Here is a 19,380-nt window from a genome sequence, read left to right on the forward strand (position 1 = left end):
AGTCGTAGACTAGCTATTCGTGTTTTTACTCCGGGACTCCCTACTTGGTACTTTGTACCTGGTACTTGGTACATCTACAGTACTTGGCGGCTGAGCGGAGTCGAAGCCAGTAGTATGGGAATGTGGAAAATGTGAAATGAAGAATTTTGAATGATTTGTGGGATTCTACAGAATAGCGACGGTGGAACTAGTGGAAAGTGATCAGTTGACAATGAACAGCTGCAGTTGGAAGTGAGCAGTGTAGGTGCAGGGTGCTTTTTATTTGTTTTCCATTCCACATTCCACATTGCACATTCAAAATTCCTCACTGCTCACTCTTCACTGTCTTTCGTATCGAGCGAATTATCATGCTATAATCCATTTAACAGCTCCATCGGAGCGGCAGGCATTTTAGCAACGGGTTTCAACCCGTTGATTCGAAATCATAAGCTAAGGCGAAGTGTCGTAGACACGATTGACATGAGCTAAAGGCTTTTATGTCGGCCGTCCCTATGGGACTTTGGTGGTATCAACTAAATTTTAATCCGAGGGTTGAAACCCTCGGCTAATATGTTGGTCGTCTCTATGAGACTACTTGGGGAATCAGTACAGAAGAAAAAGCTGCTTTCAAGCATTCGGTTTCCGAAAAGATAGCTCTACGATCCTAACGGGATCATATGCTTATAGCACAAAATCAACCAAGGCCAAGGTGCGACCCCGAAAGGGGTCGAATAGGGCTACTATTCAATTGGTATCTATAAACATGTGACCTCTTCGAGGTCGGGCTTTTCAGTGCTTATAACACCTAACAATCTTCGAAAAAATTCTAAATTTTCGTTTCTTGGGTCTTGATACTTACCTAATCGCAACCAATTCCTCATTCTATATTTCCCTCGTTTCACACTTTATGCGTCTTGGGACTTGATTCTTATTAGATGGATAAATCTCAATCCTTACAGTTTTCAAAGATATATTCCGATGATTTGGTGTATTTGCTGACGTTCCATGGTAGTGGGTTAAAACCCAACTAAATGATTCAGGAGATGCTCATGTATTCCCGGGTTAAAACCCGGGGCAATTCATGGAGTTAACTTATAAATTCTTAATTGAGTCTACTAAGGGAATCAGTACAGAAGAAAAAGCTGCTTTCAAGCATTCGGTTTCCCAAAAGAAAGCTCTACGATCCCAACAGGATCATATGTTTATAGCACAAAATCAACCAAGACCAAGGTGCGACCCCGAAAGGGGTCGAATAGGGCTACTATTCAATTGGTATCTATAAACATGTGACCTCTTCGAGGTCGGGCTTCTCAGTGCTTATAACACCTAACAATCTTCGACAAATTCTAGACATATCATTCTTCTTCCTGAATGCTACAGGAAATACAATTATTGATTAATATGCCCCGAAAACTTGAATTAGTTAAAAACTGTTTCTACTCTTATTTCCACTTTATTTCTACCTAATTTCAAAAAGACAAGCCTCCTTCTTACACCAAGTCTTGATTCTTGTTTCTTGGCTCTTGCCTCTAATATCTAGTCTCTCGCTTCTCGCCTCCTGCTTGCAGCAGGCAAGTCTCCTAAACAACCCTCACTTCAATCCCCATGGCTTCCATTTTTTCGCGGTAAAGTTCGGGAATGCCTGCGTCAGTGATGATGATGTCGATATCTTCTAAGTTGCAGATTTTCCCAAAACCTCTTTTGCCAAACTTGCTGGAGTCAACGAGCAGGATGATTTTTTGCACACCCTTCATCATCTGAGAATTAAGGTGGGCTTCCATCATATGGGAAGTCGTCAACCCATCTTCCAAACTCACACCGTCTGCGCTAAAAAATAACTTTGAACAGGCAAATTGCTTGAGCATTTCTTCTGCATAGTGGCCTACTACCGAACTACTGGTTTTCCTTACTACTCCACCTAATTGAACTACCTCCACTTCAGAAGCATCTATCAATGCTAAAGTCACATTCATGGCGGCAGTGAGTACGGTCAGCTTTTTATTTTTGGGAATGGATTGCGCAAATGCTACTACTGTGGTGCCCGAACCGATGATGATGGCATCATCTTCATCTACCAAACTAGCAGCTATTTGAGCAATTTTCAATTTCTCCTCTACTCGAACCAATTTTTTCTCATTGACAGAACGATCATTGACATAGGGAGATACTGGAGTAGCAGAACCATGGGATCGATATAATAGACCTTTATCCTCCAAGAGCTTTAAATCTTTTCGGATAGTAACCACAGTAACATCCAGCTCTTTACTCAAATCTGTTACGTTGACGAAACCATTTTTCGCTAATTCGTCTAAAATATGCTTATGTCGTTCTGCTATGGTCATTTATCTTGATTTTGCCCTTAAAAGTACCCAAAAACGGACATAAAAGAAAGCCTAAAAAATTTAAATATTTCATTTTGTTTCTTTTTGTTTCTTTTTTTGATATTTTTGAACAAATGATTACTAAAAATGGATAGAAATAAAAACCTTCTTCGATTACAAGACGAAAATTACCTATGGGATATTGCGGTAATCGGGGGAGGAGCTTCGGGTTTGGGTGTTGCTTTGGACGCATTGTCCAGAGGATTGTCTGTGGTGTTGGTGGATAAATCAGATTTTGCCAAAGGCACCTCGAGTAGAAGTACCAAATTGGTACATGGAGGGGTGCGCTATTTGGCCCAAGGGGATGTTTTTTTGGTATTGGAAGCCTTGAAAGAGAGAGGAAGGTTATTGCAAAATGCGCCTCATTTAACCTATAATCAGCCATTCATCATTCCCATCTATGGATGGTTTGACCGCTTACAATACAGCGTGGGATTGAAAATTTATGATTGGATGGCAGGGAAACTCCGCTTGGGAAAATCTAAATTTATCTCCAAAAAAGAAACCAAAATGCGACTTCCCCAAATCAAGGAAAAAGGCTTGATGGGTGGAGTGGTCTATCACGATGGACAGTTTGATGATGCCCGCTTAGCGTTGAGTATTGCTCAAACCTGTGACGAAATGGGTGGCTGTATGCTTAACTATATGCAAGTAATCTCACTTAGCAAAGATTCCTCTGGTAAAATTAATGGCCTTCAAGTAAAGGATAATCTTAGTAAAACGAAGTACAAAATTCGCACAAAAATGGTAGTCAATGCTACGGGAGTTTTTGCTGATAAAATCCTGCAAATGGATCAGCCTGGAGCTCCTAAAAGTATTCAACCTTCCCAAGGAATTCATTTGGTATTGGATCAATCGTTTTTGGGGGGCAAAGATGCCCTAATGATACCCAAAACCTCTGATGGTAGGGTGCTGTTTGCTGTGCCTTGGTTGGATAAGTTGGTCGTAGGTACTACAGATACTTTGAGAGATAAAGCCAAATTGGAACCAGAGGCTTTGAGTAAGGAGATTGATTTTATTCTGGAAACGGCTGAAGGATACTTGGATAAAGTGCCTACTCGCAAAGACGTGAAAGCGGTATTTGCAGGACTGCGGCCCTTGGCAGCCCCCAAAGAAGGGAGTACCAAAACGAAAGAAATCTCCCGTTCGCACAAGGTAATTGTTTCCGATAGTAAACTAATTTCCATCACAGGTGGGAAATGGACAACTTTCCGCAAAATGGGGGAAGACACCGTGGAGGAATTTGCAAGGGTAACAGATCAATCAATGGCAGCCTCCGCTTCTGCCCATATCAAGTATCATGGGTATACCGAAAATCCAGCAAATGGACATTGGAGAAGTTATGGTTCGGATGCTAAGAAGATCCAAGAAATGATTCAAGAGAACCCTGAACTTGGACAACAACTCCATCCCGATTATCCTTACACGCAGGCTGAAGTAGTTTGGAGTACCCGTCATGAGATGGCAATGAAAGTAGAAGATATTCTAAGCCGACGCATGCGGGTATTACTCCTAGATGCCAGAGCAGCCCTACGAATGGCCCCCCAGGTAGCCAATCTTATGGCCCAAGAACTGGGCAAAGACGAAGCTTGGATCACGGAAGAATTGGCAGATTTTGAAAAACTAGGGAAGAAGTATATCTTGGAAGGATGATGTTAGAAGCGAGAGATTAGAACCAAGAATCAAGAACCAAGAATCAAGAAAAGCTCGCAGAATAAACGGAAAACGCAGAATAATTTGATTTGAAAAATTTGTGACCAAAGGGAGAAATTAAGAATCAAGCCATAAACTATACATGCCTTGAGCCAATGTCAATCGTGTCTACGACACTTCGCCTAGGGAATAATTTTGCATCAACGGGTTGAAACCCGTTGCTATAATGTCTGCCGCTCCGATGGAGCTAATTGCTGGTTTATAGAATGAAACATGAGAGATTAACCTATTAAGAAAAAAACTAGAGAAACTAAACTATTGAATGATGAACGTCGAATTTCGAATCTTCAAACAGTACTAACCTCATATTCACATGATAAAATGAGAATTGTAAACTTACAGATATCCAAACCGTTGACCGTCGACACTCAATCAACTAATCACTAATCAACCACTAACTGTTCACTCCCCATGACCCACTATATCCTAGCCCTTGACCAAGGGACGACAAGCTCAAGAGCGATTGTATTTGACAAACAGGGACAGATTGTTTCTGTAGAACAAAAAGATTTTAAGCAGTATTTTCCTAAATCCGGTTGGGTGGAACATGACCCGCAGGAGATTTGGTCCAGTCAATCTTCAGTGATGATCGAAGCCTTGGCCAATCAGGGTATCAAAGCGTCCCAAATCGCTGCCATTGGGATTACCAATCAACGGGAGACCACCCTCGTTTGGGACAGAGCAACTGGAAAAGCCATTTACCATGCGATCGTTTGGCAAGATCGAAGGACTGCTTCTTATTGTGAGGAGCTGAAGCTTGCGGGAAAAGCGGAGTTGATCGCTGACAAAACAGGTTTGATCGTGGATGCCTATTTTTCTGCGACCAAATTGAAATGGATTCTCGACCATGTGGAAGGGGCTCGTGAAAAAGCTGCTAAAGGAGAATTGGCATTTGGGACAGTAGATACCTGGTTGGTTTGGAAATTGAGTGGAGGCCAAACCCATGTCACCGATGTAAGTAATGCGAGCAGAACCATGCTGTTCAATATCCATGAGAAGCAATGGGATCAGGAATTATTGGAGTTGTTTGATATACCGACCAGTGTTTTGCCAGAGGTAAAGTCTTCTTCAGAAGTCTATGGAACTACCTCAGGAGATATTCTTTCCCATAAAATCCCCATTGCGGGGATTGCGGGCGATCAGCAGGCGGCATTGTTTGGACAATTGTGCACCCAAGCTGGAATGGCCAAAACCACCTATGGTACAGGTTGCTTTTTGATGATGAATACGGGCGATACTCCCGTCAAATCCAGCAATCGCTTGCTAACAACTGTAGCTTGGGAAATCAATGGAAAGATGCAATATGCTTTGGAGGGCTCAGTTTTTATAGGAGGAGCTGCTATTCAATGGTTGAGAGATGGGATAAACCTTTTAAGTGAGGCCAAAGAAAGTGAATCATTGGCCAAAAGTTTGGGTGATAATGATGGTGTTTACTTTGTTCCTGCCTTGGCTGGATTGGGGGCGCCGCATTGGGACGCCAATGCCCGAGGTGCTTTTTTTGGCATCACCCGTGGGACTACATCGGCCCATATGGCCCGAGCTGCCTTAGAAGCGATCGCCTATCAAGTGAATGATGTGATCAAAGCCATGGAAAAAGACAGTGGAGAGCCAACCAAAGAAATGCGTGTGGATGGAGGGGCTACGGCCAATAATTTTTTGATGCAATTCCAGGCAGATATTCTTAATTGCAGTATTCAGCGACCCACTATTGTCGAGACTACGGCGCTAGGGGCAGCTTTTTTGGCAGGCTTGGCTGTTGGCTTTTGGAAAGATGAGGATGCGTTGAAAGAACTTTGGAAAGCGGACCGATCATTTGAACCCCAAATGGATGTAGCTCAAGTGGAGAAATTTTTACATTTTTGGCATAAAGCCGTGGAGCGTGCTAAAAACTGGATAGAATAATGGATGCATTTGTAGCAGAATTTGTAGGAACATCCTTGCTATTGGCAATGGGTTCCGGGGTAGTCGCCAATGTGGTTTTGCAAGGAACCAAAGGAAATGGCAGTGGATGGATAGTCATTACCACCGCTTGGGCTTTGGGTGTATTTATTGGTGTAGTGGTTGCGGGCCCTTACAGTGGCGCACATTTGAATCCTGCCGTCAGTATTGCCCTAGCCATTGCAGGCGATTTCCCTTGGGCGGAGGTACCGAAATATATCATAGCACAGATGTTGGGCGCTATGTTTGGATCGGGTATCGCTTGGCTGATGTACAAAGATCACTTTGATGCCACGGATGACCCAGGATTGAAATTCGCTCCCTTTGGAACTGCTCCAGCCATTCGGAACTTACCTTCCAATTTATTCTCCGAGATCATCGGGACGTCTGTGTTGATTATTGTGATTTTATATTCCACCGAACCTGTTTTGCAGGATGGAAGTGGAACTCCTATAGGCTTAGGTTCTTTAGGTGCGCTGCCGGTGGCTTTTTTGGTGTGGGTGATTGGTTTGAGTTTAGGGGGGACGACTGGCTACGCCATCAATCCAGCAAGAGACTTTGGTCCTCGCCTGATGCATCAGCTGCTTCCGATCAAAGGAAAAGGCAGTAGTGATTGGGCTTACAGCTGGGTGCCCATAGTAGGTCCTATTTTAGGCGCGGCCATAGCAGCAGGAATTTATTTATTGCTGGGAGTAGGGGGGATGGTATAATTTACCTGCCAAATCCAAAACTAAAACCAACATACGCATCTGCCTGATTAGTGTCATTTAAGAATCCTGTCAGTACGGAATTGCTTCCGATGAAGAACCCTCCTGCCCGAAGTCCCAGTCCTCCCGATATACCGGCAATCTCTGTACTCATCCAAGGAGAGAAGATTTCAAATATACCGAACTTTACACGTGGGGTTATTGCGAAGATGTTTTGGGCAGCGATCTGTTCGTTTTTACTGGTGTTTCCAAGATTGAACTGACTGAATAAGCTCAGATAAAATATTCTTGAGAGCCGAAGATCCGTGTAAGCCGTCAATAATCTGGGTAAGTTTGGATTATAATCTCCGTCAGATGTTTTGGTAAAAAATCCTGAAGCTAGTAATTGGTTTTCAATATCCTCGAAGCTTCCCTCCAATTGATTCAAATCAAAACTTTGACCAGATGGTATATTCATGCTGTAGTTATGATTGACCTGATTGGCACCAAAGTCCAAAGACCCCATTCCTTTGAAAGAAAAACCGGAGCTTGCCTTGACTACCCCATCTTTTATCCATTCATGAGATAAGCCCAAATCCAGTCCAAGGCCCGAAATACTCCCAAAGGACAAGGCGTTGAGATTGAATTCATCCAATGATTCATCAAAAATTACCCCAGAATAATTGAAATTTAGCCGACCAGTTGCATTGGTGATTACCGAACTGTTTTGATCAATCCGTAGCGTTCCCTGAATATTTTCAATCCCTGCATTGAAGTACGCACTTGGCATGAGTAGTCGAATGCCCCCTCCCACAGAGACTCGGTGATTTTCATTTTGGAAAACTTCTCTTCCTGCCATCAATCCAAATTCTGTCCAAGCGGCAAGATTGATCCGTTGATTGGATGTTAGGCTTATGGTGCTTTCCACAAATGATTGCCCATCAGTGGCAGTAGTAATACTTCGACCCAAACTCGCATCAAAATCAATCACATCTGTTCGTACAAAACCTTGTGTGGTTACACCAAAACCCCATTTACCTACCCTAAACCCAACTGAAGGCCCCATGATTCCGATGTCTGTTCGTACATTCACAGGTCCATCTACCCTATTAAACAGGATCTCTGTAATCTCTTCATCTCCGAGAAAATCACTAAAGGAAAGTACATCATTACTCACATTTCCCGCTATGGAAAAAAGATTGACTTCCACCTTCCGGTGAAGATTGCTGATCTCCGCCGGATTCATGGTGGCATGCAGGAGCCCACGCCTAGTCGTGTTCTGAATACCTACAAATCCTTGTTGGGCAAAAGTCGGCGCTATGCCCAAGAGTGTACAAACAATCAATAGAGCGGCTTGTAATGCACGTTTTTGATTTTGGAAAAGGAATTTCATAAGGGTTTTTTTTTGTGATGAGGATGATTTTTTCTCTTTGATTCAATGTAACCAAAACCCATTAAATTTAAAAGAATCTTAAAAGCTTATTCAATTACAATTTTTTTTAGGCGGTTTTCTATAAATTTGAGATGATCACTAATAAACGAATTATGAGGGTATTTTATGATTTTTATCGAGCCACCTTTTTGCTGGTTTTTTCCGCTTTCCTGGCTTCTTGTCAAGGAAATGAATCGTCAAAAGCAAACGATTCATCCATGCTAGCCTTTGAAATCGTCGTTATCGATAGTGTTCAAGTAGAAGATGTGTTGGCTTCGTTGTTTTTGTTTCAATATGCTACGGAGGAATATCTTTTCTTCAGAGATGCTGGTGCATCCAAGATTTTTGTGTTTGATAGGACTGGTAAGCCTGTAACTGAATGGGCTAAAACGGGCGATGTTCCTGGGGTTTTTAGCATGGTTGCTGACAATCTCTCTTTGACCCCAGAGGGTAATTTGCTCATCACTGACAAGGTTCATGGGCTCATCGTTTTTTCTCGGGAAGGCGAAGTACTTCTCCAAAATCGCGTGTATCAATACCAGACAGGGTTTCATGGGTTTATCAATATCTTCCGCAAAAACCAAGTGATTGAAAAGAATGGGAAGACATATGTCCTGCATCATCTAGACCTGATGGATGACATTCAGGAAGTGGGGCAAGCGTTTTTCGAAAAGCGCATGAATCTTTTGATGACTGACTTGGAAACTCGAGAGACAAAACAACTGATCCCTTTTCCGAAGGATAGTAAATTTTTGGCAGGCCTTGCTTACCCATTCGAAGATTTTCGCCCACGATTTTTCTTTGACCAATCAAAGGAAAAGCTTTACCTGATGTTTCAGAATGAGCCTGTGCTCTATACCTACTCATGGAAAGGTGAAATTCCTGTTTTTGAATCCAGTCAACGATTGGAGTTGGATGGGTTTTATGAAAATGAAGGCTTGGAGTATGGCCAAGTTCCTTACGGTGTACTCAATGGAACTCAATTGGGTTTTCCTTTTCCTTCATCCATCGAAAGTTTGGAAATGGTCGGAGAAGTCTTCTTAATTCATTACAAGCCCGGGCCATCTCCATCAGCTTTGCCTGATTGGGAAAAAGTCAGGAATGGTAGTGCCGATGAATCATTGAAAACTTCCGTACGACAGCAGCAGGAATGGAAAACAGTTGCCCTTGTCGATGGGAAGGTTCTTCCAGTACCACGCCCTGCCATGTGGAACGATAGCTACAGGGTGATCGATGAAGAACTCTGGTGGATGAAGCCTCTAAGCAAAGATAAGGAAGATGAAAGCTTTACGGTGTATAGGGGGAAGCTTCAATTGATGGATTAAATTGTTTTGCCTTTGATTTGGCTTGCATGTGTATGAAAAAAACTAGGGGACGTATCGTTTTATGTATTATCCAAAATTATAATCCCTGAAAATATGGATATTTGGTGATTATAATCTCCAAATATACGTATATTTGGGGATTATAATCGCTGATTATGCATATTAAGCGGATTCTCCATAGCGAACTTTCCAAACGAGTAGATTGGAAAAAGGTCATCATACTTCTTGGACCTAGACAAGTTGGCAAGACAACATTGGTAGAAGAATTGGCTTCCCAGTTAGGTCATGACTATTTGCTATTTACTGGTGATGAATTTCAAACGGTCGAATTTTTATCGAATCCTAATCTTGAATTTTTAAAAAGTTTTATTGGCAAACATAAGGTAATTGTGATTGATGAAGCTCAGCGCATCCCTGAAATCGGATTGACATTAAAGTTAATGGCAGACCATTTCACTGGTATCCAACTAATTGTAACAGGTTCATCCTCCTTGGAATTGGCTAGCTCTGCAAATGAGCCCTTAACAGGTCGGAAGTGGGAGTATAAAATATTTCCTATATCATGGCAGGAATTAACTGATTGGCAAGGACTTGCCAAAGCATTGCCAAAGCTGGAAAAGCTACTTGTGTTTGGATCGTATCCCGAAATAATATCCAATACGGGAGAGGAAATTGCTTTACTTCAAAATCTTTCTTCAAGCTACCTTTACAAAGACCTGTTGAATTTTAAAGGAATAAGGAGGCCTGAACTACTTCATAAGCTTCTTCAAGCGTTGGCTTGGCAGGTAGGTTCTGAAGTGAGCTACAATGAATTAAGTCGAACTGTTCAAGCTGATAAATCCACTGTATCTGCTTACATTGATTTATTGGAAAAAGCATTCATTATATTCAAACTGAATCCATTTAGCCGAAATCTACGCTCCGAAATAAGTAGCAGCAGAAAAATTTTCTTTATTGATAATGGGATGAGAAACTCCATCATAGGGAATTATGCTGCATTAAGCAATCGGAACGACATCGGCCAATTATGGGGAAATTTCTTGATTTCCGAACGCCAAAAATTACTTTCTTACAATGGCTTTTATGGGAAAACCTATTTTTGGAGAACCACCCGTGGGCAGGAAATAGACTATGTGGAAGAGATTGATGGGAAAATTTTTGCGTTCGAATTCAAATGGAATCCAAAAGCCAAATCAAAGTTTCCAACAAGTTTTGTGGAAACGTATAATCCGGTGACGACGCAAGTGATACATAAGGATAATTTTTGGCAATGGTTAGGACATTATCCCTATACAAACCAATAAAGGTGGTGGTTGATTTTGTCTTTTCTATCCACTAATTGTGGGTGGGTAAACCAGTAAATTGGTAGCCTATCAATCAATACATATCTGAACTCTGTTGCATCCTCTGTAATCCAAGCGTGGGCTGTTTTGCATAAATTTGATTAATAGATCGGTGGGTTGGATGAAAACCTCTTCTCCTCTGTCTTCCCTTTAAAGGTTGTTACGTTTGTCTTGCAGAGCCTAATAAAAAATACCCCTTCCAATTTTTTATTATCAGAAGGGGCAAATGGATCATTTTTACTTTTTAAGCAATTATCTCAATATTTCACGGGAAATTACCAATTTTTGGATTTCAGAAGTACCCTCACCGATGGTACATAGTTTGGAGTCTCTGTAGTATTTTTCTACCGGATAATCTTTGGTAAAGCCATAGCCTCCAAATATCTGTACGGCTTCATTGGCCACACTTACGGAAACTTCTGATGCATATAATTTAGCTTTAGCCCCCGCCAAGGTCACTTTTTGACCTCTATTTTTCATGTCTGCAGCTTTGAAAGTCAATAAGCGAGCGGCTTCCACTTGAGTTGCCATATCTGCCAATTTGAAGGAAATTGCCTGAAATTTGGAAATAGGCTGATTGAATTGCTCGCGCTCTTTGGAGTATTTGATAGACTCTTCCAAAGCTCCTTCTGCAATACCCAAAGACAAAGCTGCAATGGAAATCCTTCCTCCATCCAAAATTTTCATGGATTGGATAAAACCTTCCCCAACTTCTCCCAAAATCTGACTTTCGTGCACTCGGCAATCTTCAAAGATCAACTCAGCTGTCTCGGATGCACGCATACCAAGTTTATCTTCTTTTCTTCCACCTCTGAAACCAGGTGTGCCTTTTTCGATGATAAAAGCAGTCATACCATGAGAATCACCTACTTCACCTGTGCGTGCGATAACGACGGCCACATCTCCAGAATAACCATGTGTAATGAAGTTCTTTGCTCCATTAATTACATAATAATCACCATCTTTAATGGCAACTGTTCGCATATTACCTGCATCCGAACCTGTGTTAGGCTCTGTAAGACCCCAAGCTCCTAAAAACTCACAGGTAGCTAGTTTTGGTAGGTACTTTTGTTTTTGCTCCTCGTTTCCAAACATGAGGATGTGTCCGGTACACAAGGAATTGTGAGCAGCCATAGATAAGCCTACAGAAGGATCTAATTTAGCGAGTTCAGCAATTGCTGTCACATATTCAAAGTAACCAAATCCAGAGCCACCATATTCTGTGGGTACTAATACCCCCATCAGTCCGAGCTCTCCCAATTTTTTAAAAAGCTCCAAAGGAAAGTGCTGATTGTCGTCCCATTCTTTTCTAAACGGAGTAATTTCTTTGGCTCCAAAATCACGGATCATCTGAGCAATCATCTGCTGATTCTCATTCATCTCAAAATTCATCATATATATTCTCTAGTTATACTTGGGTTTATACCTTTCGAATATACAAACTTCCTGTGGATGTTGAAGGTTTTGCCTGCAAGCTAGTAATTCAAATAGGATTCCAGGCTTTGATTTTTTTGACAAATAAGGGAAAATCAGAATGGCTTGGTTTAAAATAAAGCACAAGTGATTTACATTAAAACGAAATTATATTTTGCAAAAATTTCTTTCCATTTTTTACAACTGGTTGAAATTGAGGATAGAATTTCTGTGAATGTTCCTTTTTTCTGGAGAAAAACTGAACTTCAATAATCATGTAGCTGAATCAAGGGAGAAATACATCTACAAACTTGAACTCCTTCCCGTCAAATAAACCTTTGTCGCTCAATTTTAAATCAGGAATAACCAAAAGTGCCATGAAGCTTAAGGTCATGAATGGGCTTTGTAGGGTAGAGCCCATGTCTTTGGCCATCAAATCAATAGCTGTGTATGCTTTTGCTACCTCGTAGCCATCTTCTGCGGACATGATACCTCCAACGGGAAGCGGTAAAAGCAATTCTTGCGCTCCATCTATTGCCACTACGCCACCTTTGACCTCAATCAATGCGTTAACCGCGCGACAAATGGACTCGTCATCAACTCCCACTGCAATAATGTTATGAGAGTCATGACCTACGGAGGATGCGATAGCTCCTCTTTTTAAGCCGATATTTTTAATAAAAGCTACAGCAGGTGGGCTGTTTTGGTAGCGGTTGACTACACTTAATTTCAGGATATCATTCGCTACATCAGCCACAGCCAAACCATTTTTTATCAGGATATTTCCTTGAATTTCAGGAGTGATCAGTTGTCCATCCAAGGCTTCAATAACCCGTATACGGTTGCTACTTGCAGGTACCTGAAATTCTTGCGGATGTTTGGGAAGGGCTTCGAAATTATTGATAATTGGGTTATTGGCTTTTTGAATAAAGGTGCTTCCATGTGCGGCTACTAATTGACCGTTGATGTAGGTCTTCTGGACACGGAAATTTTCCAGATCATCCACCACAATAAAATCCGCCGGATCGCCTTTACGCAATTGACCAACTTCCAGCTTGTAGTGATCTATAGGAGTCAAGCACGCAGCCTTCAATACATCAAAGATATTTTTTCCTTTTGCTACCGCTCTTCTAACCAATTCATCGATATGACTGACAGCTAAGTTGTCTGGGTGCTTGTCGTCAGAACAAAACATCACCATATCCGGGTAATCATCGATGATATCTATCAAGGCTTCAAAGTTTTTGGCAGCGCTGCCTTCTCGGATAGCTATTTTCATACCCAGTTTTACTTTGTCCAAGGCCTCCTCAAGAGTAAAACACTCATGATCCGTAGTAATGCCTGCTGAAGCATATTTTTTGGCCAAATCTCCCATCAATCCGGGAGCATGTCCATCGATTGGTTTTCCATAGCGCTTTGCCATGTCAATTTTAGCCATGACATCGGGGTCACGGTTGACTGTTCCAGGCCAGTTCATCATCTCAGCTAGATAGACGATTTCCTTTCGTTCCATCAGATCATGGATGTCTTGCACACTTATCTCTGCGCCAGCAGTTTCAAAAGGAGTAGCTGGAACACATGAGGGAGCTCCGAAATAGAATTTAAATGGTGTCTGTTTTCCATTGTCAATCATGTAGTTTACCCCTTCCATCCCGCATACATTTGCAATTTCGTGTGGGTCAGATATGGTAGCTACCGTGCCATGGACTACTGCCAATCGGGCAAATTCAGAGGGAACTAACATGGAAGATTCTACATGCACATGGGCATCAATAAATCCTGGTAAAAGATAAGGAAGATTTTTATCTTCATGGATTCGCTGAATGGAAACAATTTGACCTTTATATACTTCGATTTCAGCTGCATAAATTGATTTGTTGCGAATATCTACCAAGTTACCTTGAATGATCAGCGGGCCCATATAAAAAGAGGTTTTAAGTTATTGAAATTCATAAGTTAGCGAAAATGAAGCATACCCTTACATTTCGGAGGATTACATCTATTTGCCAGTAAAATTAGATTTAAATCTACTATATTTGCGCCTGAAATCAAGATAATAACACGTACTTTTCATAAATGAATAAGATTGTAATTGCGATTGATGGATACTCGGGTTGTGGCAAAAGCTCTACTGCGAAGGCCGTAGCGAAAAAATTAGGGTATACCTATATCGACAGCGGGGCGATGTACCGCTCTGCCACACTGCATTTTTTGAATCACTCGGTAGATATCTACAATGAGCAGCAAGTCATAGACAGTTTAAAGCAATTGATAATCAGCTTTCAAATCAATCCAGCCTCGGGTTTACAGGAAACCTATCTCAACGGTCAGAATGTTGAGTCTGATATTAGAAACATGCGGGTATCAAATTACGTGTCAGAAGTAAGCACCATCAAGGCTGTACGTGAGGCACTAGTGGCTCAGCAGCAAGCGCTTGGACAGAAAAAAGGTGTGGTGATGGACGGAAGAGATATCGGAACAGTCGTTTTCCCTCATGCGGAATTAAAAGTGTTTATGACCGCCAACCTAGAGGTCCGAGCGCGTCGAAGACAACAGGAATTAGCTGAAAAAGGGCAGGAAGTGCCTTTGCAGGATATTATAAATAATCTAGCAGATAGGGATAAAACAGATTCTACTAGAAAAGAAAGTCCATTGATGAAGGCGGAGGATGCAGTTGAAATTGATACTAGCCATCTACGCTTTGAAGAACAAGTAGACAAAATAGTACAACTGGCTCATGAAACGATGAGCAATAATGATGTAGCGTATGAGAGTAAGCATAGATAAAAATTCAGGATATTGTTTCGGTGTTGAATTTGCCATCAAAATGGCTGAGGATGAAATGGAAGCCTCGGATAAGCTATATTGTTTGGGAGATATTGTTCACAATGACATGGAAGTCAAGCGTTTGGCAGACAAAGGTTTGGTGATTATTGATCGTGAGCAGTTACAGGAGTTGAGTGACTGTAAAGTTCTGATTCGAGCGCATGGCGAACCACCTGAAACCTACAAAATGGCCATCGAAAATAACATTGAGTTGATCGATGCCTCTTGTCCTGTCGTGTTGAAATTACAACATAGGGTCAAAACTGCCTTTGATAAAATGGAGAAAGAGCAGGGGCAAATTGTCATCTATGGCAAAAAAGGACATGCGGAAGTGATTGGATTGACGGGGCAGACCTTAGAAAAAGCAATCGTAGTGATGGAAGATAAGGATTTGGATAAGATTGATTACGCTAAACCTGTTACGCTTTTTTCACAGACTACCAAAAGCACCAAAGGATTTTATGAGCTGAAAGAAAAGATTGAGGAAAGAATCAAGTCGGTGAAAGGGGAGTTTACAGAATTAGATTTTAATGCCAATGACTCTATATGTAGACAAGTGTCCAACCGTGAGCCTCAATTAAGTAAATTTGCTGCTGATAACGATGTGATTGTTTTTGTTTCTGGTAAAAAAAGCTCCAATGGTAAGGCACTTTATCAAGTGTGTAAATCCGTGAATCCAAAGAGTTATTTTGTAGAAAATGAAAACGAAATCGATCCGAGTTGGTTTGACCACCAAGACACTGTAGGAATATGTGGTGCTACCTCTACACCTATGTGGTTAATGGAACAAGTAAAAGCTCATATTGAGAAGTTAGAACATGATTTTGCGATATAATTAAAATTCTTGTATCCAAATCGTTCAAATTCCGTAAGTGTCCTAAGTCACAAATAATAACAAAATAATCTTCTATAAACTGATTGATTTTATTAGATTTGGGGCGTTTTTAAAAAGATCATATATTCATAAAATCATATGTCAAAAACAATAAAGCTTAAGAAGGGATTCGATATTAAGCTCGTAGGTAAAGCTGAAAAGCAGCTTGCAGAGTTCAAGCCCGCTAAGACTTTTGCGTTAAAACCAACCGATTTTATCGGTTTGCAGCGACCAAAAGTAACTGTAAGTGAGGGGGATACTGTCAAAGCAGGTACGCCTATCTTGTTTGATAAAGCCATGGAATCCGTGCAATACGTTGCGCCGGTATCTGGTGAAATCGTAGAGATTAAAAGAGGTGAACGAAGAAAATTGTTAGAAATCAAGATCCTTGCTGATAGCGCTATCAGCTATGAATCATTTGACAAGTTTTCTGAAAGCGATCTTTCAAAATTGACGAAAGAGGATGCAGTTGCTCAAATGTGTAAAGGTGGTGTATGGCCTCAATTGGTTCAAAGACCTTACGGCATTGTTGCAAATCCTGCTGATACTCCTAAGTCAATCTTTATTTCAGCCTTTGATACCCATCCATTGGCAGCCGATTATGGTTTTATGTTGGAAGGAGAAGATAAATACTTCCAAGCAGGCCTTACAGTATTAGGTAAATTGACCTCCGGAAAAGTTCATTTGAATGTAAACGAAGCTGAGCAGGTTCCTGCCATTTTCGCAAATGCGAAAGGTGTTGAGTTAAATAAATTCTCAGGACCACACCCAGCTGGTAACGTAGGTGTGCATATTCATCATATCGACCCAATCAATAAAGGTGAGATAGTATGGACTATTTCTCCATTTGGCGTTGCTCAGATTGGCAAGTTGTTCTTGGAAGGTAAATATGATGCTACAAAGAAATTTGCAATCGCAGGTTCAAGGGCAAAGAAAGCAGCTTATGTAAAAACATACATGGGGGCTTGTGTAGATACCTTGGTTCAAGGAAACTTGAAAGAAGATGAGAAATCAGCTGTTGCTCCAGATACGCGAGTGGTTTCCGGAAACGTATTGACAGGTGAAAAAATCAATGCTGATGGATACATCGGTTATTACCACAATCAAATCACCTTGCTTCCAGAAGGTCACTACCATGAGTTTTTGGGCTGGGCACTTCCTACCAAGCACTTAAGTTATCATAGAGCTTTAGGTTTGTTCTCTTTCTTGAATCCTAAGAAAGAATATGTGCTTGATACCAACGTACGTGGGGAAGAAAGAGCATTTGTACAGACAGGTGTTTTTGAAAGTGTCACTCCTATGGATATCCTTCCTGTGTATTTGTTAAAAGCAATTATGGCGGAAGATTTCGACGAAATGGAGGAGTTAGGTATTTATGAGGTGGTTGAAGAAGATTTGGCACTTTGTGAATTTGTGGACGTATCCAAACACCCAGTACAGGAGATTGTCAGAAAAGGTTTAGACTTATTACAACACAGTTAAATATATGAAGTTTCTAAGAGATCTGTTGGACAAGCAGAAGCCCCTTTTCAAAAAAGGAGGCAAGTTAGAGAACTTTTATTATGCATTTGAAGCAGGTGAAACATTCTTGTTTACACCGAATCATACCAATGCAATAAAAGGTGCTCAAGTGAAGGATGCGATTGACCTCAAAAGAATGATGATCACTGTAGTGATTGCTATGATACCTTGCTTATTGTTTGGTATTTACAACACAGGACATCAACATTTCTTAGCTACTGGTCAAACCGCAGGATTGTGGGAAGATTTTGGTCCTAAGTTGCTATTGGGACTTCAGCTAGTACTTCCGATTGTAATCGTTGCTTATGCGGCGGGTGGTGCAGTAGAAGCAGCATTTGCTGTCATTCGTAAGCACCCAATCAACGAAGGTTTCCTAGTAACAGGGATGTTGATTCCGTTGGTTGTTCCTGCAACACTTCCTTTATGGCAAGTTGCATTAGCTACTATCTTCGCTGTAGTTATTGCAAAAGAAGTATTTGGTGGTACAGGAATGAATATCTTGAACGTGGCTATGACGGCAAGAGCATTCTTGTATTTCGCATATCCTGCACAGATTTCTGGTGATCAGGTATGGACATATTTGGGAGATAAAGCTCCTGTAGATGGTTTCTCTGGCGCAACTGCGCTTGCAGTAGTGTATAATGCAGGTCAGGACGGCGTAGTTGCTACTAAAGCTCTTGCCGAACATAACGCAAGTTTGCAATCAGGACTATTCGAGTTTTGGAACTTATTTATGGGCTGGATACCGGGATCTATAGGTGAGACATCCGCATTAATGGCACTAGTTGGTGCAGTCATTTTGATTGCAACCGGTGTTGCTTCCTGGAAAATTATCGTTTCAGGTTTTGCAGGCGCATATTTTATGGGTGTTATCTTTAACCTTTTTGCTGGAAATAACGAATACTTAGCAATGCCTGCTGAGTACCACTGGGTAATTGGAGGTTTGGCCTTCGGTATTGTATTTATGGCTACCGACCCAGTTTCGGCAGCTCAGACAGAAGTAGGAAAATGGATTTATGGTTTCATGATCGGTGTGTTGACAGTAATCATCCGTGTTACCAACCCAGCGTATCCTGAAGGTATTATGCTAGCCGTTCTATTTATGAACGTGTTTGCGCCATTGATCGATTTTTATGTAGTAAAAGCTAATAAGAAAAGGAGGTTACAACGTGCAACAGTCTAACGCTTATATCATCACATTCTCAGTAATCCTGACAGTAGTATTAGGATTATTATTGTCCGGTACTTCTCAGGTATTGGGACCTATTCAGAAAAAAGCTGTAGAACTAGATACCAAAAAACAAATTTTGGGTGCAGTTTTAGAGTCTTCTGATTTGAGAAAAATGACTTCTGACGAGATTCTTGCGTATTATGACAAAAGAATCACTTCTAAAGTCGTAGATATCGATGGCAACTTAATTGAGAAAGATTCTGATGGGAATCCTATCATCGCAGAAAATGTGAATGTTGCTAAGAACTACAAAATGGCTCCTGAAAAAAGGCAGTATCCAATGTTTATCTTCCACAAAGAGGGAAATCCTGATGCTGTGGAGGCTTACATTGTACAAGTGTACGGTGCAGGACTTTGGGATGAAATTTGGGGCTTCTTGGCTTTAGATACAGATCTGAACACCATTGCAGGGGTTACGTTCGGTCATAAAGGAGAAACTCCTGGACTTGGAGCAAGAATTACCGAATCAGGTGTGCAAAACAGATTTCAAGGTAAGCAAATCTATGATGAGTCAGGTTCCTTCCAATCTGTTGTAATGCAAAAAGGTGAAGGTAGAGACTTCTCTGATGATTTACACAAAGTAGATGGTATCTCCGGATCTACCATCACAGCTAACGGTGTCAACAATATGTTGAGAAACTACTTGCAGTTTTACAGCGCATATTTCGAGAAATTGCGTTCTTCTGCTGGCTCCACTGATTTAGCTTTAGTTAATTAA

At 41.2% G+C, this 19,380-nt stretch carries 14 protein-coding genes; 10 read left to right on the plus strand and 4 right to left on the minus strand.

From position 1 onward, the window contains the following. Positions 1–1,559 precede the first annotated feature (1,559 nt). Complete coding sequence (locus IE080_RS15565) at positions 1,560–2,321, minus strand: DeoR/GlpR family DNA-binding transcription regulator (RefSeq protein ID WP_189584694.1); 762 nt, start codon at positions 2,319–2,321, stop codon at positions 1,560–1,562. Positions 2,322–2,447: 126 nt separating this feature from the next. Here IE080_RS15565 and IE080_RS15570 point away from each other — a divergent pair, with 126 nt between their 5' ends. The 3 genes from IE080_RS15570 (at position 2,448) to IE080_RS15580 (ending at position 6,721) form a co-directional block, all read left to right on the plus strand. Further along, positions 2,448–4,013 carry a glycerol-3-phosphate dehydrogenase/oxidase gene (locus IE080_RS15570; protein WP_189584697.1) on the plus strand — a complete coding sequence of 522 codons (1,566 nt, stop codon included), beginning with the start codon at positions 2,448–2,450 and terminating at the stop codon, positions 4,011–4,013. Between the two features lie 471 nt (positions 4,014–4,484). After that, entirely contained in the window at positions 4,485–5,975 is a 1,491-nt protein-coding gene (glpK, locus tag IE080_RS15575) for a glycerol kinase GlpK (protein ID WP_189584700.1), read from the plus strand. Beyond that, positions 5,975–6,721: an MIP/aquaporin family protein gene (locus IE080_RS15580; RefSeq protein WP_189584703.1), complete on the plus strand. Its 747-nt coding sequence runs from the start codon at positions 5,975–5,977 to the stop codon at positions 6,719–6,721. The genes glpK and IE080_RS15580 overlap by 1 nt, the downstream gene beginning before the upstream one ends. A gap of 1 nt (position 6,722) precedes the next feature. Here the strand turns inward: IE080_RS15580 and IE080_RS15585 are convergent, their stop codons facing one another. Then, positions 6,723–8,090, minus strand: coding sequence for a DUF5723 family protein (locus IE080_RS15585; RefSeq protein ID WP_189584706.1), 1,368 nt, complete (start codon positions 8,088–8,090; stop codon positions 6,723–6,725). Positions 8,091–8,347: 257 nt separating this feature from the next. Between IE080_RS15585 and IE080_RS15590 the strand changes: the two genes are divergently transcribed. Together IE080_RS15590 and IE080_RS15595 are read left to right on the plus strand one after the other, a co-directional pair. Then, positions 8,348–9,454 carry an NHL repeat-containing protein gene (locus tag IE080_RS15590; protein ID WP_189584709.1) on the plus strand — a complete coding sequence of 369 codons (1,107 nt, stop codon included), beginning with the start codon at positions 8,348–8,350 and terminating at the stop codon, positions 9,452–9,454. Positions 9,455–9,609: 155 nt separating this feature from the next. Further along, positions 9,610–10,758, plus strand: a complete 1,149-nt coding sequence (locus IE080_RS15595; RefSeq protein WP_189584712.1) for an ATP-binding protein — start codon at positions 9,610–9,612, stop codon at positions 10,756–10,758. Between the two features lie 291 nt (positions 10,759–11,049). Here the strand turns inward: IE080_RS15595 and IE080_RS15600 are convergent, their stop codons facing one another. Together IE080_RS15600 and ade are read right to left on the minus strand one after the other, a co-directional pair. Beyond that, positions 11,050–12,189 (minus strand): acyl-CoA dehydrogenase family protein, encoded by a 1,140-nt coding sequence (locus IE080_RS15600; RefSeq protein WP_189584852.1) that lies wholly within the window; start codon positions 12,187–12,189, stop codon positions 11,050–11,052. A gap of 307 nt (positions 12,190–12,496) precedes the next feature. Then, positions 12,497–14,131 carry an adenine deaminase gene (ade, locus tag IE080_RS15605; protein WP_189584715.1) on the minus strand — a complete coding sequence of 545 codons (1,635 nt, stop codon included), beginning with the start codon at positions 14,129–14,131 and terminating at the stop codon, positions 12,497–12,499. A gap of 155 nt (positions 14,132–14,286) precedes the next feature. Between ade and cmk the strand changes: the two genes are divergently transcribed. From cmk to nqrC, 5 genes are all read left to right on the plus strand, one after another. After that, positions 14,287–14,997 carry a (d)CMP kinase gene (gene cmk / locus IE080_RS15610; protein ID WP_189584718.1) on the plus strand — a complete coding sequence of 237 codons (711 nt, stop codon included), beginning with the start codon at positions 14,287–14,289 and terminating at the stop codon, positions 14,995–14,997. Then, complete coding sequence (locus IE080_RS15615) at positions 14,978–15,871, plus strand: 4-hydroxy-3-methylbut-2-enyl diphosphate reductase (RefSeq protein ID WP_189584721.1); 894 nt, start codon at positions 14,978–14,980, stop codon at positions 15,869–15,871. Before cmk ends, IE080_RS15615 begins: the two co-directional genes overlap by 20 nt. A gap of 138 nt (positions 15,872–16,009) precedes the next feature. Further along, positions 16,010–17,392, plus strand: a complete 1,383-nt coding sequence (locus IE080_RS15620) for a Na(+)-translocating NADH-quinone reductase subunit A (protein ID WP_189584722.1) — start codon at positions 16,010–16,012, stop codon at positions 17,390–17,392. A gap of 4 nt (positions 17,393–17,396) precedes the next feature. Next, the gene (locus IE080_RS15625) at positions 17,397–18,614 is read left to right on the plus strand and encodes an NADH:ubiquinone reductase (Na(+)-transporting) subunit B (protein ID WP_189584725.1); all 1,218 of its coding nucleotides are present in this window, start codon (positions 17,397–17,399) and stop codon (positions 18,612–18,614) included. Then, positions 18,601–19,380 (plus strand): NADH:ubiquinone reductase (Na(+)-transporting) subunit C, encoded by a 780-nt coding sequence (nqrC, locus tag IE080_RS15630; protein WP_189584728.1) that lies wholly within the window; start codon positions 18,601–18,603, stop codon positions 19,378–19,380. The genes IE080_RS15625 and nqrC overlap by 14 nt, the downstream gene beginning before the upstream one ends.

This window comes from Mongoliitalea lutea, assembly GCF_014652135.1.
GTDB classification, from domain to species: Bacteria; Bacteroidota; Bacteroidia; order Cytophagales; family Cyclobacteriaceae; genus Mongoliitalea; species Mongoliitalea lutea.

Coding starts and splice junctions, on each gene's coding strand:
- IE080_RS15565 (WP_189584694.1), bottom strand. CDS start 2,321: ATGACCATAGCAGAACGACATAAGCATATTTTAGACGAATTAGCGAAA.
- IE080_RS15570 (WP_189584697.1), top strand. CDS start 2,448: ATGGATAGAAATAAAAACCTTCTTCGATTACAAGACGAAAATTACCTA.
- glpK (WP_189584700.1), top strand. CDS start 4,485: ATGACCCACTATATCCTAGCCCTTGACCAAGGGACGACAAGCTCAAGA.
- IE080_RS15580 (WP_189584703.1), top strand. CDS start 5,975: ATGGATGCATTTGTAGCAGAATTTGTAGGAACATCCTTGCTATTGGCA.
- IE080_RS15585 (WP_189584706.1), bottom strand. CDS start 8,090: ATGAAATTCCTTTTCCAAAATCAAAAACGTGCATTACAAGCCGCTCTA.
- IE080_RS15590 (WP_189584709.1), top strand. CDS start 8,348: ATGCTAGCCTTTGAAATCGTCGTTATCGATAGTGTTCAAGTAGAAGAT.
- IE080_RS15595 (WP_189584712.1), top strand. CDS start 9,610: ATGCATATTAAGCGGATTCTCCATAGCGAACTTTCCAAACGAGTAGAT.
- IE080_RS15600 (WP_189584852.1), bottom strand. CDS start 12,189: ATGAATTTTGAGATGAATGAGAATCAGCAGATGATTGCTCAGATGATC.
- ade (WP_189584715.1), bottom strand. CDS start 14,131: ATGGGCCCGCTGATCATTCAAGGTAACTTGGTAGATATTCGCAACAAA.
- cmk (WP_189584718.1), top strand. CDS start 14,287: ATGAATAAGATTGTAATTGCGATTGATGGATACTCGGGTTGTGGCAAA.
- IE080_RS15615 (WP_189584721.1), top strand. CDS start 14,978: ATGAGAGTAAGCATAGATAAAAATTCAGGATATTGTTTCGGTGTTGAA.
- IE080_RS15620 (WP_189584722.1), top strand. CDS start 16,010: ATGTCAAAAACAATAAAGCTTAAGAAGGGATTCGATATTAAGCTCGTA.
- IE080_RS15625 (WP_189584725.1), top strand. CDS start 17,397: ATGAAGTTTCTAAGAGATCTGTTGGACAAGCAGAAGCCCCTTTTCAAA.